The organism is Streptomyces sp. NBC_01537, from assembly GCF_045040445.1.
Taxonomy (GTDB): Bacteria; Actinomycetota; Actinomycetes; order Streptomycetales; family Streptomycetaceae; genus Actinacidiphila.
This window is the reverse complement of the sequence record NZ_CP109392.1, coordinates 4,387,606-4,411,622: the sequence shown is the minus strand read 5'-3', so window position 1 is coordinate 4,411,622 and position 24,017 is coordinate 4,387,606. Positions and strand designations below refer to the sequence as shown.

Sequence of the window (24,017 nt, the reverse complement as noted above, 5' to 3'; positions counted from 1 at the left end):
TACGTCCCTTACGGACTCCTGCGCACGCAGAATGCCCGAAGTCCGACCCGAGTCCATCGAGCACCACGCTCTGCTTCACAGACCTTGGTCGACTACGCGGAGATCTGGCGAGACGAACCGATCCGCAGTCTGTGCCATGGCCTCTTCGACGAGGGCGGCGAAGTGATGTTCTTGTGTGCCGGGTTCCAGCTCCTCGCGAGCTGATCGGCCAGCCTCCCAGTAAGCGCGGAACAGCGGAGAGCCAACGATGTTCCGCATGTGGGCGACGATCTGGAGGTCCGTGGTCTTGCTCAGCCGGTGCACCAACATGACGTGGCAGTAGATGAGGTTGGCGTACAGATACTGTCGATTGCGCTTGGCAGAAAGGCCGGGCGAGGATTCCGGCCACACTTCCGCAAGATCGGGGTCGGCGATTGCCAACTTGAGCAATTGCATGTGCAGGCTCCTAAGCTCTGCTTCCGCGCTGCGGTGCAGCTCACCTGCGGACCGCCTCATTTCCTGCCTCTGGAGCTCCAGCTCGGTCCGTTGCAGGCGCATCTCTTCCCTTTGCAGCTCGAGTTCCTGCCGCTGCAGAGATGTCTCTTTCCGCTGAAGGCGCAGCGTCTTCGCCATGTAGAAGAGCACCATGACGGCACTGGACGAGGCCGCTGCGCCGTAAGCCTGCCCGGCGTTGCCGCTGGCTGTGGTGCGCAGGCCCGGAACGAGGGTCATGACGATGCTGGCCAGGGCACATCCAGCCGCAGCCAGGACGGCAAAGCAGAGGAAACGTAAGACGGGCTTCGCGCGCCGCCTGTCAATCGCACTCATGGGTCCACCTCCACACCGCCCCGTGCGGGACGCGGCAGCCTGGGGTGTGGCCGTCGGCATCACGCTCGTGGTGATGACCTGTAGGGGCGGTTGACCGGAGAGGGGACTCCGGGGCGCCGCCGATAGGGGGTTCTCCCCGCGATGGGTGGTCGGCCGGCCCATGCGTTGTGCTGTTCGTTAGCGTGATGCCCGCTGCCGGGTGGCCACAATCGCCGGGGAGGGGCGTAGTGGGGGCGTACGTGCGCAGATGAGAAGCACGCCGGATACCCTCCGGAGGCATGAGCACAGCAGAGCAGCAGCCCGCGTTCGACCCGTGGTCTCCGGACTTCGTGGCGAACCCCTACCCGGCGTATGCCGCGCTGCGCGCAGCGGGCCGGGCGCATTGGTTCGAGCCGAGCCGGCAGTGGCTCATCCCGCACTACGAGGACGTGAGCGCGCTGCTGCGGGACCGGCGCCTGGGCCGGACCTACCTGCATCGATTCACGCATGAGGAATTCGGCAGGACGGCGCCGCCGCCGGAGCACGAGCCGTTCACGACGCTCAACGGGAACGGGCTGCTGGACCTGGAGGCGCCGGATCACACCCGGATCCGCCGGCTCGTGTCGAAGGCGTTCACGCCGCGCACGGTGGAGCGGCTGACGCCGACCGTGCAGCGGCTGGCGGACGAGCTGGTCAGCGAACTCCTCGCGGAGGGCGGGGGCGACCTGATCGCCACCGTCGCGGAGCCGCTGCCGGTGGCGGTGATCGCGGAGATGCTGGGGATACCGCAGGGGGACCGGCACATGCTGCGCCCGTGGTCGGCGGACATCGTGGGGATGTTCGAGCTGAACCCGACGGAGGAGGCGGCTCGCCGCGCCGTCCAGGCGAGTGTGGACTTCACGGCGTACTTGCGCGGCCTGATCAGCGAACGGCGCAAGACGCCGGGCGAGGACCTGATCAGCGCACTGATCGCGGCCCATGACGAGGGCGACCGGCTGAGCGAGCAGGAGATGATCTCGACCTGCGTACTCCTGCTCAACGCGGGGCATGAGGCGACGGTGAACACGACCGGAAACGGCTGGTGGACGCTGTTCCGAAATCCTGCGCAGCTGCAAGCGCTACGCGCGTCGCCTGACGCACTGCTGGCGAGCGCGGTCGAGGAGCTGATGCGGTACGACACGCCGTTGCAGATGTTCGAGCGGTGGGTGCTGGACGACATCGAGATCGGCGGCACGGTCATCCCGCGCGGGAGCGAGGTGGCGCTGCTCTTCGGCTCGGCGAACCGTGACCCGGCCCGGTTCGGGCGCCCGGACGAGCTGGACCTGGCCCGGGCGGAGAACCCGCACGTGACCTTTGGCGCGGGTATCCACTTCTGCCTGGGGGCGCCGCTCGCCCGGATCGAACTGGCGGCGTCGTTCGGGACTCTGCTGCGCCGGGCGCCGGGAATGCGGCTGGTCGACGAGCCCGAGTGGAATCCCGGTTATGTGATCCGTGGGCTCAAGGCCCTGAACGTCACGCTATGAGGTCCCGGCGGCGCAGGGCAGCCAGCCCCGCGCCGCCTACGGCGAGAGCCAGAAGGGTCAGGAGGAGCAGTGGCCCGTAAGTCACGTCGGCGGAAACCACCTTGGGCAGGTGGGTGAAGGCCGAGAGATCCATCACCCACCGGTCGAGTTTGAGGGCAGGGCCGTAGAGGCCGATGGCGAGCGTCAGGGAGACCACGCTCCAGCTGGCCACCGCCAGCCTGGGCACGGCGCCGTAGAGCAGCATGGCGACGGCGGCGACCAGCCAGACCGCCGGGAGCTGGACGAGCGCGGCGCCGGCCAGACGGGCCATCTGGTTGCCGGTGTCGTCGGCGGAGGCGCCGTAGCCGAGACCCATGGTCAGCCCGGAGACGAGCATGAGGAGGACAGAGCCGCACACGGCGACCGCCAGATGGCCGGCGGCCCAGCGGACGCGGCTGATGGCGGTGGCGAGGACGGGCTCGGCGCGGCCGGAGTTCTCCTCGGACTGGAGCCGCAGGACCGCTTGGACGGCATAGACGGCGGCGATCATGCCCATGATGCCGGTCATGGAGGCGAGGTAGGAGTCGGTGAGCGCTGAGGAACCGCCCATGTCGCGCATGGTCTCGGCGAGCTGTTTGTTGTCCCGGATGAGGTCGGCCACGCCGTTGGTGAGGCCGCCGAGGACGCCGCCGCCCACGGCGAAGCCGAAGGTCCAGCCCCGCAGGGATCCGCGCTGGAGCCGCCAGGCGAGGCCGTAGGCGCTTCGCAGCCGGGGCCCGGCCTCGGCGGGGCCTGGGCGGGACGGCAGAAGTGAGGCGTCGAGGTCGCGGCGGGCGACCAGGGCGTACGCCACCGCGACGAACCCGGCGACCCAGGCCGCGAACAGCCCGGCCACCCACCAGCGCTCGCCCCCGTAGGGCCGCAGGTTCTCCGCCCACCCGAGCGGCGAGATCCAGGTCAGCGTGCCGGATCCGGCGTCGCCCGCCGCGCGGAGCAGAAAAGCGAGCCCGAGGACGGCTCCCGCCATGCCCTTCGCGGCTCGGGCGCTCTCTGTCAGCTGGGCGGTGGCGGCCGCGACCGCGGCGAACGCACAGCCCGTGCCGGCGAAGGCGAGTCCGAACGCCAGCGCCCCGACCGCCCCCTGCTGAAGCAGCACCAGTGTGACGAGCAAGCCGAGGAGGAGCGAGGCGCCGAAGGCGGTGAGCAGGGCGGCGGCCAGTGGCGCCCGGCGTCCGACCGCGCCCGCGCCGACGAGTTCGAGCCGCCCCGTCTCCTCCTCCTCACGGGTGTGCCGCACCACGAGCAGCAGCCCCATCAGTCCGGCGAGCGCGGCGCCGAAGGCCATCACCCGCCAGGCAGTCAGCCCGCCGATGCCGGTGTCGAAGACCGGGCCGTACAGTGCCCGCAGCGAGCCGTTGCCGGCCGTGCTCGACGCGACGTCGGCCCGCTTGGCCTCGGTGTCGTACAGCGAGCCGAAGGCGGATGCCGTGGTCGCGACCATCAGCGCGAGGGGCAGCACCCAGGCCGGGATCATGATCCGGTCGCGCCGCAGTGCCAGTCGTGCGAGCACACCGGTGCCGTTCATCGGACGGTCTCCGCTTCTTCGTCCTCGTAGTGCCGCAGGAAGAGCTCCTCCAGGGTCGGCGGGGTGCTGGTGAGACTGCGCACGCCCGACTCACTGAGCTGCCGCAGCACTGCGTCCAACTGGTCGGTCTCGACCTGGAGCTTCACGCGCCGGCCCTGTATGTCCAGGTCATGGACTCCGGGCAGCTGCGACAGCCCGTTCGGCGGCCCCGCCAGGTCGGCGGTGACGGAGGTGCGGGTCAGATGGCGCATGTCGGCGAGGGTGCCGGTCTCCACCGTCCGGCCCTTGCGGATGATGCTGACCCGGTCGCAGAGCGCCTCGACCTCGCTGAGGATATGGCTGGACAGCAGCACGGTCCGGCCCCGGTCGCGCTCCTCCCGCACGCAGTCGCGGAAGACCTCCTCCATGAGCGGGTCGAGGCCGGAGGTCGGCTCGTCCAGGATCAGCAGGTCGACATCCGAGGCGAAGGCGGCGACCAGTGCGACCTTCTGCCGGTTGCCCTTCGAGTAGGCGCGGCCCTTTTTCGTCGGGTCGAGTTCGAAGCGCTCCAGCAGATCCTTCCGCCGTCCGGCGTCCAGCCCTCCGCGCAGCCGTCCGAGCAGGTCTATGACCTCGCCGCCGCTCAGGTTGCGCCACAGCGTCACATCCCCCGGCACATAAGCGAGCCGCCGGTGCAGCTCGACCGCGTCCCGCCAGGGGTCGCCGCCGAGGAGCCGCACCGCGCCCGCGTCGGCGCGCAGCAGGCCGAGCAGCACTCGGATCGTCGTGGACTTCCCGGCGCCGTTGGGCCCCAGGAAGCCGTGGACCTCGCCCTTCTCCACGACGAGGTCGAGGCCGTCCAGCGCGTGTGTGCGGCCGAAGGACTTGTGCAGGCCCACCACATCGATTGCCTTCTCCATATTTTGAATGTACGCTACTTTCAGGAACTTGTGAAGACAGTGAACGGAGGCGGTTGTGGAAGCCGAGTCCCGGACGTTCGTCGAGCGGTTCGCCGCCGAGCTCGTGGAAGCGGGCATGCAGCGCATGGCCGCCCGCGTCTTTGCGGCGCTGCTCGCCTCGGAGGAGGGCGCGCTCAGCTCCGCCGAACTGGGGGAGCGGTTGCAGATCAGCCCGGCCGCCGTCTCGGGCGCGGTCCGCTATCTGTCCCAGGTCGGCATGATCTCGCGCGAGCGGGAGCCCGGATCGCGGCGCGAGCGGTACCGGATGCACACCGACCAGTGGTACGAGACCTTCAGCCGCCGCGACCAGGTCCTCCTCCGCTGGGAGAACACCCTGCGCGGGGGAGTCGAGGCGCTCGGTCCCGACACGCCCGCCGGGCAGCGGATAGCGGAGACCGCGAGCTTCTTCGAGTTCCTGCACAAGGAGATGCTGGACATGATGGACCGCTGGAAGGAGCACAAAGCCGCCCTGCGCGAGCAGAGCGCACCCCTGTGAGGGCTAGCGCGGCACGGTCAGCCGCCAGGCCGCGGGCTGGAGGGTCCAGGTGCGGGTACGGACCGGCCCGCTCACCGAGGCGTCCGCCCGGTAGCGGAAGTCACGTCCCGAGACGGTGACCGTGCGGGCCTGTACGGAGACAGGGCCGCTGCCGTTGGACCCCCGCACCAGCACCTCGGCGAGGCCGGGCTGCTGGGCCGTGCGCACCGACACCTCGTGCACCGGGCGGTCGAGGTCCGCGAGGATGACGCCGTCCGCCTCCACTCGGAGTCGCTGCGGATGGCCGTTGGCCACCAGGGACCGCACCAGGGACCGGGCCGCGCGCGCCGTCCGCGCCGCCTGTTCGATGGGGGGCCACCCCAGCCGCACCGGCGGCGCCGCGCCGCACGGAATGTGCAGCGCGCCGACGACGATGCCGCCGCTGTCGTCCACCAGCAGGTCGAGCTCCCGCTCGGCCCCGTCCAGTACCGCGCGCGCCGCCGGCACCGCACCGGCGGGGACCCCGAGCGCCCTGGCCAGCGGCAGCGCCGACCGGTGCCCGACCGGTACCAGGCCGACCGGCGCCTGGCCCAGCGTCCGCTCGCGGTGCAGCGCGCGCACGACCCGCAGCAGCGCGCCGTCGTCACCGATGATCACCGTGCGGCGGCGGCCCCGGTGGGCCAGCGCCCGCTCCACCTCCTCGGCGGAGTCCGGAAGTGCGATCTTTACGGAGGAGGATCCCGCGCACAGGACATCCTTTGCGATGCGTACGGATTCGCCGTCCATGGCACGGGCGGCCGGGTCGATGACCACGAGCAGCGGGTGTCCCGCCGGTCGCTGAGCCGACACCTTGGTCCTTCCTCAGGTAACATCTCGGTGCAAGAGCCCCTTGCGCTGTCTTGCGCCAGGGGCTTCGTCTATTCCGGGGCACGGGTTCGACGGCTCTCTGCACGTTGGACATGCCCCGCCCGGAAGGGGTGTACGCACGTGCCCGCACTTGTGCTGCTCGGTGCTCAGTGGGGTGACGAAGGCAAGGGGAAGGCCACGGACCTGCTCGGCGGCTCCGTGGACTATGTGGTGCGCTACCAGGGCGGCAACAACGCCGGCCACACGGTCGTCGTCGGCGACCAGAAGTACGCGCTCCATCTGCTCCCCTCCGGAATCCTGTCGCCGGGGTGTACCCCGGTCATCGGAAACGGTGTCGTCATCGACCCGGCGGTCCTGCTCTCCGAGCTGAGCGGACTGAACGAGCGCGGCATCGACACGTCCAAGCTCCTGATCAGCGGAAACGCTCACCTCATCACGCCGTATCACCAGACCATCGACAAGGTGACGGAACGCTTCCTCGGTAAGCGCAAGATCGGCACCACCGGGCGCGGCATCGGCCCCGCCTACGCCGACAAGATCAACCGCGTGGGCATCCGGGTCCAGGACCTCTTCGACGAGTCGATCCTCCTCCAGAAGGTCGAGGCCGCGCTCAACGACAAGAACCAGGTCCTGGTCAAGCTCTTCAACCGGCGCGCGATCAGCACCGAGCAGGTCGTCGAGGAGTACCTCGGCTACGCGGAGCAGATCAAGGACTACGTCGCCGACACCACCCTGGTCCTCAACCAGGCCCTCGAACAGGACAAGGTCGTCCTCCTGGAAGGCGGCCAGGGCACCCTGCTGGACGTCGACCACGGCACGTATCCCTTCGTGACCTCCTCCAACCCCACCGCCGGCGGCGCCTGCACCGGCTCCGGCATCGGCCCCACGAAGATCAGCCGGGTCATCGGCATCCTCAAGGCCTACACCACCCGCGTCGGCGCGGGCCCCTTCCCGACCGAGCTGCTCGACAAGGACGGCGACGAGCTTCGCCGTATCGGCGGCGAGCGCGGCGTCACCACCGGCCGCGACCGGCGCTGCGGCTGGTTCGACGCGGTCATCGCCCGCTACGCGACCCGGGTCAACGGCCTCACCGACTTCTTCCTCACCAAGCTCGACGTCCTCACCGGCTGGGAGCAGATCCCGGTCTGTGTCGCCTACGAGATCGACGGTGAGCGGGTCACCGAGCTGCCGTACAGCCAGACCGACTTCCACCACGCCAAGCCGGTCTACGAGTACCTGCCCGGCTGGAACGAGGACATCAGCAAGGCGAAGACCTTCGCCGACCTGCCGAAGAACGCGCAGGACTACGTCAAGGCGCTGGAGGAGATGTCCGGCGCGCCGATCTCCGCGATCGGCGTCGGCCCCGGCCGCACCGAGACGATCGAGATCAACTCGTTCCTGTAGAAGACGGCGCTCGCCACTTACACCGACACAGTGTCGGCGTAAGTGGCGAGCGCCATACAAGGTGACGGTGTTCCGCGAGGGGCCGAGTCCTTAGCCTGGGGCTCATGACCCCTCCTTACGCTGACCCCGAGACCGGCGCCGCCGTGAAGGCCGCCGACCGCGCCCACGTCTTCCACTCCTGGTCCGCGCAGGCGGTCATCGACCCGCTCGCCGTCGCCGGTGCCGAAGGCTCGTACTTCTGGGACTACGACGGCAAGCGCTACCTGGACTTCTCCAGCGGTCTCGTCTACACGAACATCGGCTACCAGCACCCCAAGGTCGTCGCCGCGATCCAGGAGCAGGCCGGCAAGCTCGCCACCTTCGCTCCCGCCTTCGCGATCGAGGCCCGTTCCGAGGCGGCCCGGCTGATCGCCGAGCGCACCCCGGGCGACCTGAACAAGATCTTCTTCACCAACGGCGGCGCCGAGGCCGTGGAGAACGCCATCCGCATGGCGCGTCTGCACACCGGCCGCCACAAGGCGCTGAGCGCCTACCGCTCGTACCACGGCGGCACCTCCACCGCGATCAACCTGACCGGCGACCCGCGCCGCTGGCCCTCCGACCAGGCCGCGGCGGGCGTCGTCCACTTCTGGGCGCCGTTCCTGTACCGCTCGCCCTTCTACTCCGAGACCGAGGAGCAGGAGACCGAGCGCGCGCTGGCGCACCTCGAGGCCACCATCGCGTTCGAGGGCCCGGCCACTATCGCCGCGATCATCCTGGAGACCGTCCCGGGCACCGCCGGGATCATGACCCCGCCGCCCGGCTACCTCAAGGGCGTACGCGAGATCTGCGACCGGCACGGCATCGTCCTGGTCCTCGACGAGGTCATGGCCGGCTTCGGCCGCACCGGCAAGTGGTTCGCCGCCGAGCACTTCGACGTCGTCCCCGACCTGCTGACCTTCGCCAAGGGCGTCAACTCCGGCTACGTCCCGCTCGGCGGCCTCGCCATCAGCGAGGAGATCGCGGCCACCTTCGCCACCCGCCCCTACCCCGGCGGCCTCACCTACTCCGGCCACCCGCTGGCCTGCGCCGCCGCCGTCGCCACGATCCACGTGATGGAGGAGGAGGGCGTCGTCGACAACGCAGCCCGCGTCGGCGAGGACATCATCGGCCCCGCCCTGCGCGCGATCGCCGACCGCCACCCCAGCGTCGGCGAGGTGCGCGGCCTGGGCATGTTCTGGGCACTGGACCTGGTGAAGAACAAGGAGACCCGCGAGCCGCTGGTGCCCTACAACGCGGCGGGCGCCGCCAACGCGCCGATGGCCGAGTTCGGCGCCGCCTGCAAGCGGGCCGGCCTGTGGCCGTTCATCAACATGAACCGCACCCATGTCGTCCCGGCCTGCAATGTCTCCGAGGCCGAGGCCAAGGAAGGCCTGGCGATCCTGGACGAGGCGCTGTCGGTCGCGGACGCGCACACCGTCTGATCTCCACCGCTCGTAACGCTTAGACGTGGCCCTCGCCTAGGCCCGGACAGGGCCTAAGGTGGGCGGGGGCCACGCAAGCGTTTACAGCAGGAGGATCAGGCATGCCGGACGCCACGCCGGTCAGGCGAAGCAGTCTGCGGCAGCAGATCGCCGACGCGCTGCGCGACGAGGTACTCACCGGCAGGCTCCAGGCGGGCCGCCACTTCACGGTCAAGGAGATCGCCGAGCTGTACGGGGTCTCCGCGACCCCCGTCCGCGAGGCGCTGGTCGACCTCGCCGCGCAGGGCCTGCTCGACCTCGAGCAGCACCGGGGCTTCCAGGTCCGCTGCTTCTCGCACGACGACTTCCGGTCGATGGTGGAGGCCCGCACCCTCGTCGCCGACGGAATCTTCCTCCGTACCGCCACCGAGGGCGTGCGCGAGCAGGATGCCGCCGCGCTCGCCTCCGTACGCCGCCGGGCCGAGGCCGCCGCGAACGCGGCGGTCACCGGGGAACTGGACATCCTGATCGGCCACGACATGCGCTTCTGGCGTGAGGTCACGGCGCTGTGCGGGAACGCGCATGTCGTCGAATTCATGGACCGCATCCGCGCCCACACCTGGGTCTATTCCGTGCCCTTACTGCGCCGGCAGCCGTCGGTCGCGGGACTGTGCTGGTCGGACCACGTCGAGCTCGCCACGGCCATGGCCGAACGCGACCCCCAGGCCTCCCGCCGGATCATCGGGGAGTACCACGCCCACTCGCTCGCCCTCATGGACAAGCTCGCCCGCTCCTGACGGACCGCGCACATCCCACTACGCTGTCCCGCACTGGACGGACGGACTTGGAGCGACGCCTGTGGCCTGTGACTTGTGGCTGGTTCCCCTCGTGGATGTGCTCTGTCACAGCCCGGAAAACCCTTTCGCCGAGGAAATCGCCCGCTACGACAAGGCCTTGAGCGCGGCCGGACTGCCGCCCGTGCCCGTCTACAGCTACATGCCGGGGCTGTCCGGCGACGTGGCGCCGGTCGCCGGCTTCGACTACGACGCCCTGCACTTCCTGCGGCGGGCGTATCTGCTGCACCTGCAGGGCCTGGAGGTCACCCCGGTCGACGAACTCGGCGGGGACTACGAGCAGTTGCTGGAGATGTTCGAGGCGACCGCCCAGCAGTCGCACCTCGTCTGGCACTACGACCACGCCGGCGCGTATGTGCCCCTGGACTTCCCGCACCCCGTCGTCAGCGACGAACTCCTCGACGGCGGCGGCCCCCTGGGCTCCGCCCACGGCCTCATGCGCGAACTCGACCTCGTCGCCCCCGTCATCGGCATCGACCCGCTCAACCCGCCGGCCCCGCCCGCGCCGCCCACCCGCCCGACGGAACTGGAGGAGCCGGCGCCACCGCCGTACGGCTTCGTCGAGGACAGCCCGTTTGCGCGCGAGCGGCACGTCTGGCTGGGCCTGCACACGGCGGCGACGCGCTCGCTCGGACAGGGCTCGATGATCGTCTTCAGCTAGGCCCTGTCCGGGGCCAGGGCCCGCCCCAGGGCCCTGTCAGCTGGCCCGGGGTCCCTCCGGCGGGCGCTGCCTCGGCATGTTCGGCCGCCCGCCCGGCAGCAGCGGAAAACGCCCGACGGGCGCGCCGCTCTCCTGGCGCTGCCCCCAGCCGGCCAAGGACTGCGTGCGCAGCGGCGCGCTACCGGCCCGGAAGTCCACCATCCAGTCGGCGGTCTCGGTCCGTACGAGCTCCGACACGTCGTCGCTGAACCGGCGCAGCACGCCCAGGCAGCGCTCCGCCGCCTCCGCCGCCGTGCCCTCGGTCGGGCCGAGCACCTCCCGTACGGACTCCGACGCCCAGTCGAAGCGCAGCGCGTCCAGCCGCCGCTGCACGGCCTGCGCGGTCGCGACATCCCGCATCCACCCGGCCGTCAGCCCGAACGCCCGGTCCAGGCCCACGCACACGACCGCGCCGAGCAGCGCGACATAGCCCCACTGGTACGGGCCGGTCAGCGCCAGCACCGCGCCCGTCGCCATGCCCAGGGCCGCCCCGAGCCGCAGTGCGCGGGCGCCGCGGCGCTTCCACACCCGGTCCGCCAGATACCAGTCCGTGGTGCGCAGCGCGCCTTCCTCCGCCCACCGGTACAGCTCTTCCAGCCGCTCCGCCGGCTCACCCCAGTCGCCCAGCGGGAACGGCATGGCCCGCAGGTCCTCGCGGCGCGGCAGCGCGCGCCGCGCCTCCTGCGGAGCCTCCTCGGGCTCGGGATACATGTCCGGCTGGCTCACTGCGCGCTCCCTCGCATTACGGGCACTCCGGCGGACCTCCCGACCGATGGCCCCTCTTCTTACCGCCGAACGGCTGACCGTGCAGGCCCGATCCGTAGATTTCCGCTCGTTTGTGGGCCGTGATCAGGTATACGCCCTTACCTGCCCCACCCAAAAGAGTGACCCCCGTCACGTCCATGGGCTCCAGAGCGAAGCCGCAGGCACGGCGACGTCGGGCCCAGCCGTTACGCTGGGCGCGTGAACGTTCTGGTCATCGGCGGCGGAGCCCGCGAACACGCCCTGTGCCGTGCGTTGTCCCTCGACAGCGACGTGAGCGCACTGCACTGCGCACCCGGCAACGCCGGAATCGCCGACGCGGCGAAGCTGCACCCCGTCGACGCGCTCGATGGCGAGGCCGTCGCCGACCTGGCGGTCCGCCTGGAGGCGGACCTGGTCGTCGTCGGCCCGGAGGCCCCCCTCGTGGCGGGCGTGGCGGACGCGGTGCGCGCACGCGGGATCGACTGCTTCGGCCCGTCGCGGGAGGCGGCGGAGCTGGAGGGGTCGAAGGCGTTCGCGAAGGACGTGATGGCGGCCGCCGGGGTGCCGACGGCCCGCAGCTACGTATGTACGACGCCCGCGGAGGTGGACGAGGCGCTGGACGCCTTCGGCGCGCCGTATGTGGTGAAGGACGACGGCCTGGCCGCGGGCAAGGGCGTCGTCGTGACGGAGGACCTCGAAACGGCGCGTGCGCATGCGAACGCATGCGAGCGCGTGGTGATCGAGGAGTACCTGGACGGCCCCGAAGTGTCGCTGTTCGCGGTGACGGACGGCGAGACGGTCGTCCCGCTGCAGCCCGCGCAGGACTTCAAGCGGGCGCTGGACGCGGACGAGGGCCCGAACACCGGCGGGATGGGCGCGTACAGCCCCCTGCCCTGGGCGGACCCGAAGCTGGTGGAGGAGGTCGAGAGGACCGTCCTGCAGCCGACCGTGGACGAGCTGCGCCGACGGGGGACCCCGTTTTCCGGCCTTCTTTACGCGGGACTGGCGATCACGTCGCGCGGCGTGCGCGTGATCGAGTTCAACGCGCGCTTCGGCGACCCGGAGACGCAGGTGGTGCTCGCCCGGCTGAAGACCCCGCTGGCGGGTCTGCTGCGGGCGGCGGCGAACGGCACGCTCGCCGCCTTCCCGGCGCTGCGCTGGAGCGAGGGCGCGGCGGTGACCGTGGTGATCGCGTCGCACAACTACCCGGACACGCCCCGCACCGGAGACCCGATCACGGGCCTGGAGGCGGTGGCGGAGAAGGACGAGCACGCGTACGTACTGCACGCGGGCACGAAGCTGGACGCGGACGGGCGGATCGTCAGTGCCGGCGGCCGGGTGCTGTCGGTCACGGCGACCGGCTCGGGCCTGGGCAAGGCCCGGGAGCGGGCGTACCGCGCGGTGGAGCGGATCACGCTGGACGGCTCGCACCACCGCACGGACATCGCCGCCAAGGTCGCCGAGGCCGCAGAGGTGGCCGAAAACCCGGCAGGGTAACCGATCATCTGACCGGCTTTGACCAAAGCCACTCCATGGGGTGATGGCTCGGCCATATGGCTGACTATCTTCCGAAGCCCAACTAGGGTTCCCCGAAAGCGCGCTGCCGGACTCGATGCCGGATGCGGCAACTGGCCGCACACACATTGCGGTGTCAGTGGGCGGTGCGACAGTGGGGGCATGGCAGGCATGCAGTCAGTCGCGTCAGCTTGGGGGTGAGCAGCCCGTTGGCCGGAGAAGCAGGTGAGGGATTCGCGCGCGCCCGCGCGATGTCGGTGCTGCGTATCCGCGGCGCCGCGCTGGCGGTCGCGCTGCTGCCCGCCGCGGTGGCCGTCATCCTGCTGGTGGGCGGCGCGACGGGCCGCATCGTGGGGGAGAACTCGGACACGGTCCGCTGGTCGGTGGTCGGCGGCGCCCTCGTCGTGCTGGCGCTTGCCGCGGCCGTCGCGGCAGTGATCGTACGGGCCAGGCCCGCGGTCAGCCCCACCGTCCCCGTGGCCGAGTCGGCCGCGCCGGACCTGCATCGCATGGTCCGCGATCTCGCCGTACGCCTTCAGGTCCCCGCGCCCTCCGGCATAGAGCTGACGCCCGACTGCGACAGCTGGCTGGAGGACCGTACGCACCGGACGCGCCGCCGTCGGACGGCCGGCGGGGAGCCCACGGCCCCCGTCCTCGTCATCGGCTCGCCCTTCATGTGGTGGATGCGGGTCGCCGAGCTGCGCGCGCTGCTGGCACCCGTGGTGGCTGGCACGGGCCCGTCGGCCGATCCGGACATAGCCGCGGCCCGGCGCTTCGTACGGGGCCTGGACGCCGCGGTGGCCATCGCGGCCCCGCCCCCGTCCCGGCAGTCCCGGCCGGGTGTCCGCCAGGGCGTGCGCCGTCTCGCGCGCCCGGCGTACGCGTTCCTGGGCTGGGTGGCGCGGCTGCTGCTGCGCGGCTGCCGGGCGCACGCGGCGGAGATGGAGCGGGCGGTGGCGGCCTCGGCGTCCGAGCGGGCGCAGGCGGTGGACTACGGGCTGCGGATCGTGGCGCAGGAACAGGTGGGGCTGGCCTACGCGGGCTGGGACCGGCTGCTGACCAGGGTCGCGCTGCCCGCGTGGCGGATGGGCCGCTGGCCGAACCGGCTGGACGCCGGGGTGGTGGCGGCGCTCACCGAGCTGTCGCGCAGGGACCGGCTGGCGGAGGGCTTCGAGACGCGGCTCGGCGAGCGTCCGGCCTGCGACCTGCTGGAAGAGCCCGGCACGGTGGACGAGGCCGCCTCGCTGCTTGCCGCCCGGCTGTTCCACGGCGGGGCGCAGCGGCCGGGGCCCGACTGGTCGCCGGTCGGCTGGGACACGTATCCGGAGGAGGTCGTGGACCGCATCTGGCGTGCCGACGCGGCCCGCCTGATCACCGTCCTGGACGAGGTGCGCGGCCCGGTGCGCACGGCGGTGGCCGTTCCCGAAGCCGGACGACCCGCCCCGGAAGCCCCCGGGAAGCTGCTGATGGGCGGCCAGGCCCTGCGCGGCTCCGTACCACCCGCGCCCGAGCGGGCGGACGAGCCGGGGCGGGCCACGCTCGCCCGGGTGCTGGACCGCCTGGAGGCGGGCGGCAGCGAGGAGCTGGCCGCGCGGATCACCGGGCGGGTCGCCCGCGAGACGGCCCGCGTATCGGCCGATACGGGCGGCGCCTCGGGCGGCACCACGGACAGCGCCTCGGACGGCACCGAGGGGCTCACGCCGGTCTACCAGCTGCTTCCGCCCCGTACCGGCCGCGAGCTGCTCACCGACCATGTCACCGCGATGGTCTGCTGCGCCGCCGTGGACACCGCCGGCGCCGCCCCCGGCCTGGACTGGCTCGACGGCCCGACGCTGCTGGTCAACGGCGCCCGCCGGGCCGACCTCGGCTGGCCGGTGCTCCGGCTCGTCGAGGACGGCGACGCGGCGCCCCTGCGCTCCTGGCTGGCGGCGGTGGGCGTACGCCTGGAGAAGCCGGTTCGTCTCGTCTGACCGCGTCGCCGGTACTGACTGAATTTGGCTTCAATTCGCCACGAACAGTAACGGACTGAGTGCTTTATGTGATGTCCTGGATCCGGTACAGAACAACACCACCTCGGGGGACGCGAGAGAGCGGGACGAGGAGGGGCGCGACGTGGGGACGGAACAGGTCCGCCGGTGGCAGTCAGGTGCGCTGGCGCACGGGGTCACCGACCCCTTCGGGCAGGGTCCGGTGCCGTGGCTGCGCGGCCCGACCGAGTATCTGGACGACACCGGCCAGGTCGTCCCCTGGTACGTGGACCTCGCCGCCAGCAGTGGTGAGACCGTGCCCCACCCCCGCCGGAGCCCCGGCCCCCGCTCCTCGGACGACGTACGCCGCCAGATCAAGGGCTTCGCCTCCGCCGGAGCCGTCGCCCCCGGCGAGGCCATCGATTTCCGCGTCACCGTCGACCCGCCCCAGCAGTTCGGCATCGACATCTACCGCATCGGCCACTACGGCGGCGACGGCGCCGCCCAGGTCACCACCAGCCCGCGACTGTCCGGCATCGTCCAGCCGTCCCCGCTGGCCGCCGGCCGCACCATCTCCTGCCACCACTGGTGGCAGTCCTGGCGGCTCCAGGTCCCCGCCCACTGGAAGACCGGCGCCTACGTCGCCGTCCTCACCACCGATGACGGCTACCGCAGCCATGTCCCCTTCACCGTCCGCGACCCGCACGCCGTCGCCGACCTGCTCCTGCTGCTTCCCGACGTCACCTGGCAGGCCTACAACCTCTACCCCGAGGACGGCCGCACCGGTGCCAGCCTCTACCACGCCTGGGACAGCCACGGCCGCCTCCTCGGCGAGGCGGACGCCGCCGTCACTGTCTCCTTCGACCGCCCCTACGCCGGCGCGGGCCTCCCCCTCCATGTGGGCCACGCCTACGACTTCATTCGCTGGGCCGAGCGCTACGGCTACGACCTCGCCTACGCCGACGCCCGCGATCTGCACGCAGGCCGCGTCGACCCCGCCCACTACCGGGGCATGGTCTTCCCCGGCCACGACGAGTACTGGTCCGCCCCCATGCGCCGCGCCGTCGAGGACGCCCGCGACCAGGGCACCTCGCTGGTCTTCCTCTCCGCCAACTCCATGTACTGGCAGGTCGAGCTGGGCCCCTCCCCGGCCGGCGAGCCCGACCGCCTGCTCAGCTGCCGCAAGCGCCGCCGCGACCCGCGCGGCCGCACCGCCCTGTGGCGTGACCTCGGCGAGCCCGAGCAGCTCGTCCTCGGCATCCAGTACGCCGGCCGCGTCCCCGAGCCCTCCCCCCTCGTCGTCCGCAACGCCGACCACTGGCTCTGGGAGGCCACCGGCGCCGCCGAGGGCGACCAGCTCCCCGGCCTCGTAGCCGGCGAGGCCGACCGCTACTTCCCCCGCACCCCGCTCCCCGACTCCACCGACCGCATCCTCCTCGCCCACTCCCCGTACGAGGACGCCAACGGACGCCGGCGGCACCAGGAGACCTCCCTCTACCAGGCGCCCAGCGGCGCCCTGGTCTTCGCCTCCGGCACCTTCGCCTGGTCCCCGGCGCTCGACCGTCCCGGGCATGTGGACACCCGCGTCCAGCGGGCGACGGCCAACCTGCTCGACCGGATCAGCAAGCACGGCTGACGCGACCCGGTGCGCGCCGGGACCCTCCGCATACGGAAGAATCGGGAGCTGAACCGCCGACCGTGGAGGACCCATGTCCGGATTCGTCGACAAGCCGGAGCCTGTGCAGGTGCCGGGACTGGTGCATCTGCACACCGGAAAGGTGCGCGACCTGTACCAGAACGAGGCCGGGGAGCTGGTGATGGTCGCCAGCGACAGGATCTCCGCGTACGACTGGGTGCTGCCCACCGAGATCCCGGACAAGGGCCGGGTGCTGACCCAGCTTTCGCTGTGGTGGTTCGACCAGCTCGCCGACCTCGTGCCGCACCACGTCATCTCCACCGAGGTGCCCGCCGGCGCCCCTGCCGACTGGGCCGGGCGCACCACGGTCTGCAAGTCCCTGCGCATGGTCCCGGTCGAGTGCGTCGCCCGGGGCTATCTGACCGGCTCCGGCCTCGTCGAGTACGACCAGGACCGCACGGTGTGCGGGGTCGCCCTCCCGGAGGGGCTGTCCGACGGTTCCGAGCTGCCCGCGCCGATCTTCACGCCCGCCACGAAGGCGGAGGTCGGCGAGCACGACGAGAATGTCTCGTACGAGGAGGTCGCCCGCCAGGTCGGCGCGGACACCGCCGCGCAGCTGCGCCAGGCCACGCTCGCCGTATACGGCCGGGCCCGTGACATCGCCCGCGACCGGGGGATCATCCTGGCCGACACGAAGTTCGAGTTCGGCTTCGACGCCGGCGACGTCCTCACCCTCGCCGACGAGGTGCTCACCCCCGACTCGTCCCGCTTCTGGCCCGCCGACCAGTGGGAGCCCGGCCGCTCCCAGCCCTCGTACGACAAGCAGTTCGTGCGCGACTGGCTGACCTCTCAGGCCTCCGGCTGGGACCGCGCGAGCGAGCAGCCGCCGCCGGCCCTGCCGGCCGAGGTGGTCGAGCAGACCCGCGCCAAGTACATCGAGGCGTACGAGCGGCTGACCGGGACTTCCTGGTAAGAGGTCGCGCCCTATTGGCGCGACCTCTAAGCCCTGGTAATCGCGGAAATGCCGAGGGCCCCGGATCATTCGATCCGGGGCCCTCGGGCTCTGAGCGGACGACCAGGTTCGAACTGGCGACCTCAACCTTGGCAAGGTTGCGCTCTACCAACTGAGCTACGTCCGCTTGCGGTGTTGCGAGGCCTACTCTAACCGAGCCCCGCGCGAGCGCCAAACCCGTTTGGCACGGACACGACGAAGGCACGACGAAGGCCCCGGATCGATGATCCGGGGCCTTCGCAAACACAGAGCGGACGACGAGATTCGAACTCGCGACCCTCACCTTGGCAAGGTGATGCTCTACCAACTGAGCCACGTCCGCACGGCGACTACTGTACCTGATCGTTTTTGGGCGACCGGACCAAGTACTGCAGTCAGAGCGGGTGACAGGAATCGCACACTGCGCCTCCCCCCTGGAAGGGGGGCGCTCTACTACTGAGCTACACCCGCGTGACCTCCGCTGACCTGGCCTTTCGGCCCTGTCCTCGGCGCGCCTCAGACTCTAGCGGATCACCGGGGGTGCCTGTCCAATCGACTCGGGGCGGGGCCCGGTCGGCTCAACTGGCCTCGGCGAAGGCCTCGTAGACCTTCTTCGGGATGCGGCCGCGCGGCGGCACGTCGAAGCCGTTCGAGCGCGCCCAGGCCCGGACCGCCGCCGGGTCGGGGGCGACCGAGGTGCGCTTGTAGGTCTTGCCCGAGCGTGCGTGCTTGCGGCCGGCCTCGACGTACGGCGAGAGCGCGTCGCGCAGTTTGTCCGCATTGATGGAGGAAAGGTCGATCTCGTAGGACTTCCCGTCCAGGCCGAAAGTGATCGTTTCCTCCGCCTGGCCGCCATCGAGGTCGTCGGAGAGGGTGACCACTACGCGCTGCGCCATGGATATCGGTCCTTTCGTGCGGAACAGGTTCGCACCTGTGATGACGTGCGTTGTTGTATCGAATCCGACCGGCCGAGGTCAATACTTTTCATTTGTACATCGGGAAACATTGCCAAACGAAGCCACAGGATATTTCCCCAGCGTGTCCTGGCCGCAATCGGGGCCGCTGGATTTCCGCTCCGATTTCCACCCATATCTACGCGAGTAGATTTTCGAACGGGGTACGCTGAGGCACGTCTCACGCAACACCACCACCGGGAGTGACCGTGGCACGCGTCGTAGTCGACGTCATGCTCAAGCCGGAGATCCTCGACCCGCAGGGCCAGGCGGTGCAGCGTGCGCTGCCGCGTCTCGGGTTCAAGGGAATCGCGGATGTACGGCAGGGCAAGCGCTTTGAACTCGAAGTCGAGGGGCCGGTCGACGATGCCGCCCTCGCCCGTATCCACGAGATGGCGGAGACCTTCCTCGCCAACACCGTGATCGAAGATTTCACCGTGCGGGTGGACTCGTGACCGCGCGCATTGGCGTCGTCACTTTTCCCGGCACTCTCGACGACCGCGACACCCAGCGCGCGGTCCGCCTCGCCGGTGCCGAGCCGGTGGCCCTGTGGCACCGCGACAAGGACCTCCAGCAGGTCGACGCGGTCGTCCTGCCGGGCGGTTTCAGTTACGGCGACTATCTGCGGGCCGGCGCCATTTCGCGCTTCTCGCCGCTCATGGAGACCATCATCGCGGGCGCGAAGGACGGTCTTCCGGTCCTGGGAATCTGCAACGGGTTCCAGGTACTGACCGAGTCGCACCTGCTGCCCGGCGCGATGCTTCGCAACAATCACCTGCACTTCATCTGCCGTGACCAGAAGCTGAAGGTCGAGAACGCGCAGACCTCCTGGACCGCCGATTACCAGCAGGGCCAGGAGATCAGCATCCCGCTGAAGAACATCGACGGCCGTTACGTGGCCGACGAGCACACCCTCGATGAGCTCGAAGCCGAAGGCCGGGTCGTCTTCCGTTACGCGGACTGGAACCCCAACGGCTCGCTCCGCGACATCGCCGGAATCACCAATGCGGCCGGCAATGTCGTCGGCCTCATGCCGCACCCCGAACACGCCGTCGAGCCGCTGATCGGCACCGGTCGCACCGACGGTCTCGGTTTCTTCACCTCGATCCTGAGGAAGCTGGTCAACGCGTCATGACTTTGGACACCGTCAAGCACGCTGCCGAGACCCCGGAGGTCGGGCAGCCCTGGGCCGAACTCGGGCTGAAGCAGGACGAGTACGAGCGCATCCGTGAAATCCTCGGCCGCCGCCCGACCGGCGCCGAGCTCGCGATGTACTCCGTCATGTGGTCCGAGCACTGCTCGTACAAGAGCAGCAAGGTCCATCTCAAGCAGTTCGGCGAGAAGGCTCCCGCCTCCGACGCCATGCTCGTCGGCATCGGCGAGAACGCCGGTGTCGTGGACGTGGGTCAGGGCTACGCGGTCACCTTCAAGATCGAGTCGCACAACCACCCGTCGTACATCGAGCCCTACCAGGGCGCGGCCACCGGCGTCGGCGGCATCGTCCGCGACATCCTCGCGATGGGCGCCCGCCCGGTCGCCGTCATGGACCCGCTGCGCTTCGGCGCCTTCGACCACCCCGACACCAAGCGCGTCCTGCCCGGGATCGTCTCGGGCGTCGGCGGCTACGGCAACTGCCTGGGCCTGCCCAACATCGGCGGCGAGGTCGTCTTCGACGCCTGTTACCAGGGAAACCCGCTGGTCAACGCGCTGTGCGTCGGCGTGATGAAGCACGAGGACATCCACCTCGCCAAAGCCTCCGGCCCCGGCAACAAGGTCATCCTCTACGGCGCCCGCACGGGCGGCGACGGCATCGGCGGCGTGTCCGTGCTGGCGTCGGAGACCTTCTCCGAGACGGGCCCGACCAAGCGGCCCGCCGTGCAGGTCGGCGACCCCTTCCAGGAGAAGCTGCTCATCGAGTGCACCCTGGAGATCTTCCGCGAGGACCTCGTCGCGGGCATCCAGGACCTGGGCGGCGCCGGGCTGTCCTGCGCCACCAGCGAGCTGGCGAGCGCCGGCTCCGGCGGCATGCGGGTCGAGCTGGACACCGTGCCGCTGCGCGACTCCTCCCTCTCGCCGGAGGAGATCCTCATGAGCGAGTCGCAGGAGCGCATGTGCGCGATCGTGGAGCCTGCGAAGGTCGCCCGCTTCCTGGAGATCTGCGAGAAGTGGGATGTCATCGCCACCGTCATCGGTGAGGTGACGGACGGCGAGCGGCTGGAGATCTTCTGGCACGGCGAGCAGATCGTCGACGTGCCCCCGAGGACCGTCGCCCACGAGGGCCCGGTCTACGAGCGCCCGTACGCCCGTCCCTCCTGGCAGGACGCCCTCCAGGCCGACGACGCGAACGCGCTGCCGCGCCCGGCCGGCGGCGACGAGCTGCGGGCCTCCGTCCTCGCGCTGGTCTCCTCCCCGAACCAGGCCTCCAAGGCGTGGATCACCGACCAGTACGACCGCTTCGTGCAGGGCAACACCGTGCTCGCGCAGCCCGAGGACTCGGGCATCGTGCGGATCGACGCCGACACCAACCTCGGTGTCGCCATCGCCACCGACGGCAACGGCCGCTACGCCAAGCTCGACCCCTACGCCGGCGCACAGCTCGCGCTGGCGGAGGCGTACCGCAACGTCGCCACGACCGGCGCCAAGCCGCTCGCGGTCTCGGACTGCCTCAACTTCGGCTCTCCCGAGGACCCGGCGGCGATGTGGCAGTTCGCCGAGGCCTGCCGTGGCCTCGCGGACGGCTGCCTGGTGCTGGGCACGCCGGTGACGGGCGGCAATGTGTCGCTGTACAACCAGACCGGCGATGTGGCCATCCACCCGACGCCGGTGGTGGCCGTACTGGGCGTCATCGACGACGTCACGCGCCGCACGCCGATCGGCTTCTCCGACGAGGGCCAGCTGCTCTACCTGCTGGGCGACACCAAGGAAGAGCTCGGCGGCTCGGCCTGGTCCCAGGTCGCCCACGGGCACCTCGGCGGTCTGCCGCCGGTGGTCGACCTGGAGCGCGAGAAGCTGCTCGCCGAGATCCTGATCTCGGCCTCCCGGGACGGCATGGTCGACGCGGCCCACGACCTCTCGGACGGCGGGCTGGTCCAGGCCGTCGTGGAGTCCTGCCTGCGGGGCGGGCTGGGCGCGCGGCTGGTGGTGCCGGACGGGCTGGACCCGTTCGTCTTCCTGTTCAGCGAGTCCGCCGGGCGGGTCGTCGTCGCGGTTCCCAGGAGCGAGGAGCTGCGCTTCACGGACATGTGCGGTGCGCGGGGCCTGCCCGCGACCCGGATCGGTGTCGTCGACGGCGACTCGGTCGAGGTCCAGGGCCAGTTCACGATTCCGCTTACGGAGCTGCGCGAGGCGCACGAGGGCACGCTTCCCTCTCTGCTGGCGTAACCGGCGTAACGGTGGGCGGGGCGGGGGATTCCCTCCGCCCCGTCCCTTAACCCGGCCGGAACCCGGGCTCATAGCGCCGGGCACCATACTCACGGGCGTGACCGAAAGCGATAAGGCGCTGCCCGTGTGGCTGACGCGGGACGCCACGCGATGGGCGGCCTGCCGGCCGGCGACGTGGGCGCGGCCCGTGTGGGCCGCGGCAGGGCTCGTCGTGGCGGTCGCGATCGCCGTGGGCATGGAGCCGCACGAATGGGGCGCCGTCCACGTGGCCCTGGCGGCGGCCCAGTTGTACTGGTACCTCCGCCTTCCCGAGCTCACCCTCATAGCCGCGCCCGGGCTGGCCGCATGGCTGATCTGCACGGCACCCCCGGCGGCGTACGCGCCCGTGCTGGCCGCGCTCACGTTCGGCTGGGCGGCGGCCCGGCACCGTACGAGCACCCGCCGCCGCCAGCGGCTGCTTGCCGCGAACGCGGCGGACGGGACCCGGCTCGCGCTGCCGAGGCCGGTGCCGGCACTGTGGACGGGGACGATACGGATCGGGCTCGGGGCGGCCCTGGCGGTGCCGTCGGTCTGGGTGCCCGCGCTGGGGCCGGTGGCCCTGGCCTTCGCCTCGGCCGGGGCGGCGGCGCGATACCGGGCCGCGCGCCTGCGCAGGCGTCCGGTGCCCGTGCTGAGGGCCCTGGCGCGGGAGGACGAGGACGGCAGGCTCTGGGTGTACGCCGGGGACGACACGGCGGGCCGCCGGCCGCTCTTCTCCTGCCCGGTGACGCCCGAGACGGAGGCCGGCGAGCCCGAACGCGCCGAACCGCCCGCCGAAGGCACCCGGCTGCGGCCCGCGGTGCTGTTCGGGGCGCCGTACGAGGGCGGCGCGCTGCTGCTGCTCTGCGCCGACCGCGACGGGGGCCCGCTGGTCGACCGATGGGCGGGGCCGGTACGTCCGACCGGTTGATCACGGGCGTGCTGTTGATCTCCTCCACAAGGGGCTGCGCGACCAGGCCGTACGGTGATTGGCTTGGGCCGTTCCTTCCAACCGAAAGGCCCGGACCCATGAGCTACGAGTACAAGGTCGTCAACTTCCGCGAATCGCTGATCGGCGACGCCATCGACAGCGACAAGCTGGAGAAGACCCTCAACAAGCAGGCCGCGGACGGCTGGCAGCTCAAGGCGATCACCGCCGCCGACGTCAAGGGCCGCATCGGCCCCGGCGCCGTCGAGGGCCTGCTGCTCACCTTCGAGCGTCCGACCGCCTGATCCAAAGCCTGACCAGGCTCTAGGGCCTGTCCGGGCGATCATGGCCGGGTCCGCGACGCCACAGTGACATCAGCCGCTGGCGCGGCGGGCGGCACCTCGCGGCGTTGCCGGAACGCCCACAGACAAACCAGTCTGCGGGCATTCCGGCGCCTTGCGATGCACCGCGCCAGACGCCGCGGCCTATCCGACCCTGATCGCCCGGACAGGCCCTAGGCTCGGGCGTATGCCGCCCCGTAGTTACGCCCCCGCCAAGACCCGCGCCGCGCTCGTCGCCCAGGTCGGCCACGTCCTGGACGCGGCCCGCTCGCTGGGCGCGGACGCGCTCGCGGGTCCGTCCGGGCTGCCGAACTGGGATGTGCACCACCTGCTGGTGCACATCGCCCGGCAGATCGAGGTCATACCGCGCCTGGTCGCCGAGGAGGTCGCGGGCAAGCCCGATCTGGACCTCTCCACCTGGGCGCGGTCCACGGTCACGATCGCCGACCGGCTCGACGAGGACACCCGCGAGGCCGCCGCCGCGACCGGGCGCGCGGACGCCGCCGCCCGCATCGAGGAGGCCGCCGAGCGGCTCGCGACCGTGCTCGACGCGGCCGCCGACCCGGACCGGCTGGTCCGGATCACGCTGGGCACCATGCGCTCCACCGACTTCCTCGTCACCCGGCTCGTCGAACTCGTCGTCCACACCGACGACCTGGCCACCGCCACCGGCCTCGACATCCCCCTGGACAAGGGCGCCCTCGCAGCCGTCGTCCGCCTCCTCGCCGACGCCCTCGCCGACCAGGCCCCCGGCAACTCCGTCGAGGTCCGCGTCCCGCCCTACGCCGCCGTCCAGTGCGTCCCCGGCCCCCGGCACACCCGCGGCACCCCGCCCAACGTCGTAGAGACCGACCCCCGCACCTGGATCCGCCTTGCCACCGGCCGTACGACCTGGGCCGCCGCGCTGGACGCGGCCGCGGTGTCCGCCAGCGGCGAGCGGGCCGATCTCACGTCCTACCTCCCTGTTCTGGGCTGAGGCGGGAGCCGCAT

Annotated in this window: 22 protein-coding genes and 3 tRNA genes; 16 read left to right on the top strand and 9 right to left on the bottom strand. The window is 71.1% G+C overall.

Annotation, left to right across the window (positions count from 1 at the left end):
• Positions 1-75: 75 nt before the first annotated feature.
• A complete protein-coding gene (locus OG607_RS20280) occupies positions 76-807 on the bottom strand; it encodes a DUF6082 family protein (RefSeq protein WP_405725047.1) in 732 nt (243 codons plus the stop codon).
• A 278-nt stretch (positions 808-1,085) separates the two neighbouring features.
• Here OG607_RS20280 and OG607_RS20275 point away from each other — a divergent pair, with 278 nt between their 5' ends.
• On the top strand, positions 1,086-2,309 hold the full coding sequence (locus OG607_RS20275) for a cytochrome P450 (protein WP_405725045.1): 1,224 nt from the start codon (positions 1,086-1,088) through the stop codon (positions 2,307-2,309).
• Here the strand turns inward: OG607_RS20275 and OG607_RS20270 are convergent.
• Both OG607_RS20270 and OG607_RS20265 read right to left on the bottom strand, forming a co-directional pair.
• Positions 2,299-3,873 carry an ABC transporter permease gene (locus OG607_RS20270; RefSeq protein WP_405725042.1) on the bottom strand — a complete coding sequence of 525 codons (1,575 nt, stop codon included), beginning with the start codon at positions 3,871-3,873 and terminating at the stop codon, positions 2,299-2,301. The two genes, OG607_RS20275 and OG607_RS20270, sit on opposite strands and share 11 nt — an antisense overlap.
• Positions 3,870-4,772: an ATP-binding cassette domain-containing protein gene (locus tag OG607_RS20265; protein WP_405725039.1), complete on the bottom strand. Its 903-nt coding sequence runs from the start codon at positions 4,770-4,772 to the stop codon at positions 3,870-3,872. Before OG607_RS20265 ends, OG607_RS20270 begins: the two co-directional genes overlap by 4 nt.
• 115 nt (positions 4,773-4,887) lie before the next feature.
• Here OG607_RS20265 and OG607_RS20260 point away from each other — a divergent pair, with 115 nt between their 5' ends.
• Positions 4,888-5,307, top strand: a complete 420-nt coding sequence (locus OG607_RS20260) for a GbsR/MarR family transcriptional regulator (protein ID WP_405736924.1) — start codon at positions 4,888-4,890, stop codon at positions 5,305-5,307.
• Between the two features lie 3 nt (positions 5,308-5,310).
• Here OG607_RS20260 and OG607_RS20255 read toward each other — a convergent pair whose 3' ends face one another.
• Positions 5,311-6,135, bottom strand: coding sequence for a diacylglycerol kinase family protein (locus OG607_RS20255; protein WP_405725034.1), 825 nt, complete (start codon positions 6,133-6,135; stop codon positions 5,311-5,313).
• Between the two features lie 138 nt (positions 6,136-6,273).
• On the opposite strand from OG607_RS20255, the gene OG607_RS20250 reads away from it, so the two are divergent.
• From OG607_RS20250 to OG607_RS20235, 4 genes are all read left to right on the top strand, one after another.
• Positions 6,274-7,557, top strand: a complete 1,284-nt coding sequence (locus OG607_RS20250; RefSeq protein ID WP_405725031.1) for an adenylosuccinate synthase — start codon at positions 6,274-6,276, stop codon at positions 7,555-7,557.
• A 104-nt stretch (positions 7,558-7,661) separates the two neighbouring features.
• Complete coding sequence (locus OG607_RS20245) at positions 7,662-9,020, top strand: aspartate aminotransferase family protein (RefSeq protein ID WP_405725029.1); 1,359 nt, start codon at positions 7,662-7,664, stop codon at positions 9,018-9,020.
• 101 nt (positions 9,021-9,121) lie between these two features.
• A complete protein-coding gene (locus OG607_RS20240; protein WP_405725026.1) occupies positions 9,122-9,796 on the top strand; it encodes a GntR family transcriptional regulator in 675 nt (224 codons plus the stop codon).
• 61 nt (positions 9,797-9,857) lie between these two features.
• A complete protein-coding gene (locus tag OG607_RS20235) occupies positions 9,858-10,514 on the top strand; it encodes a hypothetical protein (RefSeq protein WP_405725023.1) in 657 nt (218 codons plus the stop codon).
• Between the two features lie 36 nt (positions 10,515-10,550).
• Here OG607_RS20235 and OG607_RS20230 read toward each other — a convergent pair whose 3' ends face one another.
• A complete protein-coding gene (locus tag OG607_RS20230; protein ID WP_405725020.1) occupies positions 10,551-11,279 on the bottom strand; it encodes an SLATT domain-containing protein in 729 nt (242 codons plus the stop codon).
• 237 nt (positions 11,280-11,516) lie between these two features.
• On the opposite strand from OG607_RS20230, the gene purD reads away from it, so the two are divergent.
• The 4 genes from purD (at position 11,517) to OG607_RS20210 (ending at position 17,388) form a co-directional block, all read left to right on the top strand.
• The gene (purD, locus tag OG607_RS20225) at positions 11,517-12,794 is read left to right on the top strand and encodes a phosphoribosylamine--glycine ligase (protein ID WP_405725017.1); all 1,278 of its coding nucleotides are present in this window, start codon (positions 11,517-11,519) and stop codon (positions 12,792-12,794) included.
• Positions 12,795-13,063: 269 nt separating this feature from the next.
• A complete protein-coding gene (locus OG607_RS20220) occupies positions 13,064-14,782 on the top strand; it encodes a hypothetical protein (protein ID WP_405736921.1) in 1,719 nt (572 codons plus the stop codon).
• A gap of 142 nt (positions 14,783-14,924) precedes the next feature.
• Positions 14,925-16,415, top strand: coding sequence for a N,N-dimethylformamidase beta subunit family domain-containing protein (locus OG607_RS20215; RefSeq protein WP_405725014.1), 1,491 nt, complete (start codon positions 14,925-14,927; stop codon positions 16,413-16,415).
• Positions 16,416-16,488: 73 nt separating this feature from the next.
• On the top strand, positions 16,489-17,388 hold the full coding sequence (locus OG607_RS20210) for a phosphoribosylaminoimidazolesuccinocarboxamide synthase (RefSeq protein ID WP_405725011.1): 900 nt from the start codon (positions 16,489-16,491) through the stop codon (positions 17,386-17,388).
• Between the two features lie 93 nt (positions 17,389-17,481).
• On the opposite strand, the gene OG607_RS20205 is transcribed toward OG607_RS20210, so the two are convergent.
• From OG607_RS20205 to OG607_RS20190, 4 genes are all read right to left on the bottom strand, one after another.
• Positions 17,482-17,554, bottom strand: a tRNA-Gly gene (locus tag OG607_RS20205).
• A gap of 122 nt (positions 17,555-17,676) precedes the next feature.
• Positions 17,677-17,749, bottom strand: a tRNA-Gly gene (locus tag OG607_RS20200).
• Positions 17,750-17,805: 56 nt separating this feature from the next.
• Positions 17,806-17,877 (bottom strand) — tRNA-Gly (locus OG607_RS20195).
• Between the two features lie 107 nt (positions 17,878-17,984).
• A complete protein-coding gene (locus tag OG607_RS20190) occupies positions 17,985-18,302 on the bottom strand; it encodes an Lsr2 family protein (protein ID WP_329314503.1) in 318 nt (105 codons plus the stop codon).
• A 266-nt stretch (positions 18,303-18,568) separates the two neighbouring features.
• On the opposite strand from OG607_RS20190, the gene purS reads away from it, so the two are divergent.
• From purS to OG607_RS20160, 6 genes are all read left to right on the top strand, one after another.
• Complete coding sequence (gene purS / locus OG607_RS20185) at positions 18,569-18,814, top strand: phosphoribosylformylglycinamidine synthase subunit PurS (protein ID WP_329314501.1); 246 nt, start codon at positions 18,569-18,571, stop codon at positions 18,812-18,814.
• Positions 18,811-19,494 (top strand): phosphoribosylformylglycinamidine synthase subunit PurQ, encoded by a 684-nt coding sequence (gene purQ, locus OG607_RS20180; RefSeq protein WP_329314499.1) that lies wholly within the window; start codon positions 18,811-18,813, stop codon positions 19,492-19,494. The genes purS and purQ overlap by 4 nt, the downstream gene beginning before the upstream one ends.
• A complete protein-coding gene (gene purL, locus OG607_RS20175) occupies positions 19,491-21,740 on the top strand; it encodes a phosphoribosylformylglycinamidine synthase subunit PurL (RefSeq protein WP_405725006.1) in 2,250 nt (749 codons plus the stop codon). The genes purQ and purL overlap by 4 nt, the downstream gene beginning before the upstream one ends.
• A gap of 97 nt (positions 21,741-21,837) precedes the next feature.
• Positions 21,838-22,689, top strand: a complete 852-nt coding sequence (locus tag OG607_RS20170; protein ID WP_405725003.1) for a hypothetical protein — start codon at positions 21,838-21,840, stop codon at positions 22,687-22,689.
• Between the two features lie 98 nt (positions 22,690-22,787).
• Entirely contained in the window at positions 22,788-22,991 is a 204-nt protein-coding gene (locus OG607_RS20165) for a DUF4177 domain-containing protein (RefSeq protein ID WP_405725000.1), read from the top strand.
• Positions 22,992-23,214: 223 nt separating this feature from the next.
• Positions 23,215-24,003, top strand: coding sequence for a sterol carrier family protein (locus OG607_RS20160; RefSeq protein ID WP_405724997.1), 789 nt, complete (start codon positions 23,215-23,217; stop codon positions 24,001-24,003).
• Positions 24,004-24,017: the final 14 nt, after the last annotated feature.

Excerpts from the sequence above, each read along its gene's own strand:
- OG607_RS20280 (WP_405725047.1), bottom strand. The coding sequence starts at position 807 with ATGAGTGCGATTGACAGGCGGCGCGCGAAGCCCGTCTTACGTTTCCTC.
- OG607_RS20275 (WP_405725045.1), top strand. The coding sequence starts at position 1,086 with ATGAGCACAGCAGAGCAGCAGCCCGCGTTCGACCCGTGGTCTCCGGAC.
- OG607_RS20270 (WP_405725042.1), bottom strand. The coding sequence starts at position 3,873 with ATGAACGGCACCGGTGTGCTCGCACGACTGGCACTGCGGCGCGACCGG.
- OG607_RS20265 (WP_405725039.1), bottom strand. The coding sequence starts at position 4,772 with ATGGAGAAGGCAATCGATGTGGTGGGCCTGCACAAGTCCTTCGGCCGC.
- OG607_RS20260 (WP_405736924.1), top strand. The coding sequence starts at position 4,888 with ATGCAGCGCATGGCCGCCCGCGTCTTTGCGGCGCTGCTCGCCTCGGAG.
- OG607_RS20245 (WP_405725029.1), top strand. The coding sequence starts at position 7,662 with ATGACCCCTCCTTACGCTGACCCCGAGACCGGCGCCGCCGTGAAGGCC.
- OG607_RS20240 (WP_405725026.1), top strand. The coding sequence starts at position 9,122 with ATGCCGGACGCCACGCCGGTCAGGCGAAGCAGTCTGCGGCAGCAGATC.
- OG607_RS20220 (WP_405736921.1), top strand. The coding sequence starts at position 13,064 with ATGTCGGTGCTGCGTATCCGCGGCGCCGCGCTGGCGGTCGCGCTGCTG.
- OG607_RS20210 (WP_405725011.1), top strand. The coding sequence starts at position 16,489 with ATGTCCGGATTCGTCGACAAGCCGGAGCCTGTGCAGGTGCCGGGACTG.
- OG607_RS20190 (WP_329314503.1), bottom strand. The coding sequence starts at position 18,302 with ATGGCGCAGCGCGTAGTGGTCACCCTCTCCGACGACCTCGATGGCGGC.
- purL (WP_405725006.1), top strand. The coding sequence starts at position 19,491 with ATGACTTTGGACACCGTCAAGCACGCTGCCGAGACCCCGGAGGTCGGG.
- OG607_RS20165 (WP_405725000.1), top strand. The coding sequence starts at position 22,788 with ATGAGCTACGAGTACAAGGTCGTCAACTTCCGCGAATCGCTGATCGGC.
- OG607_RS20160 (WP_405724997.1), top strand. The coding sequence starts at position 23,215 with ATGCCGCCCCGTAGTTACGCCCCCGCCAAGACCCGCGCCGCGCTCGTC.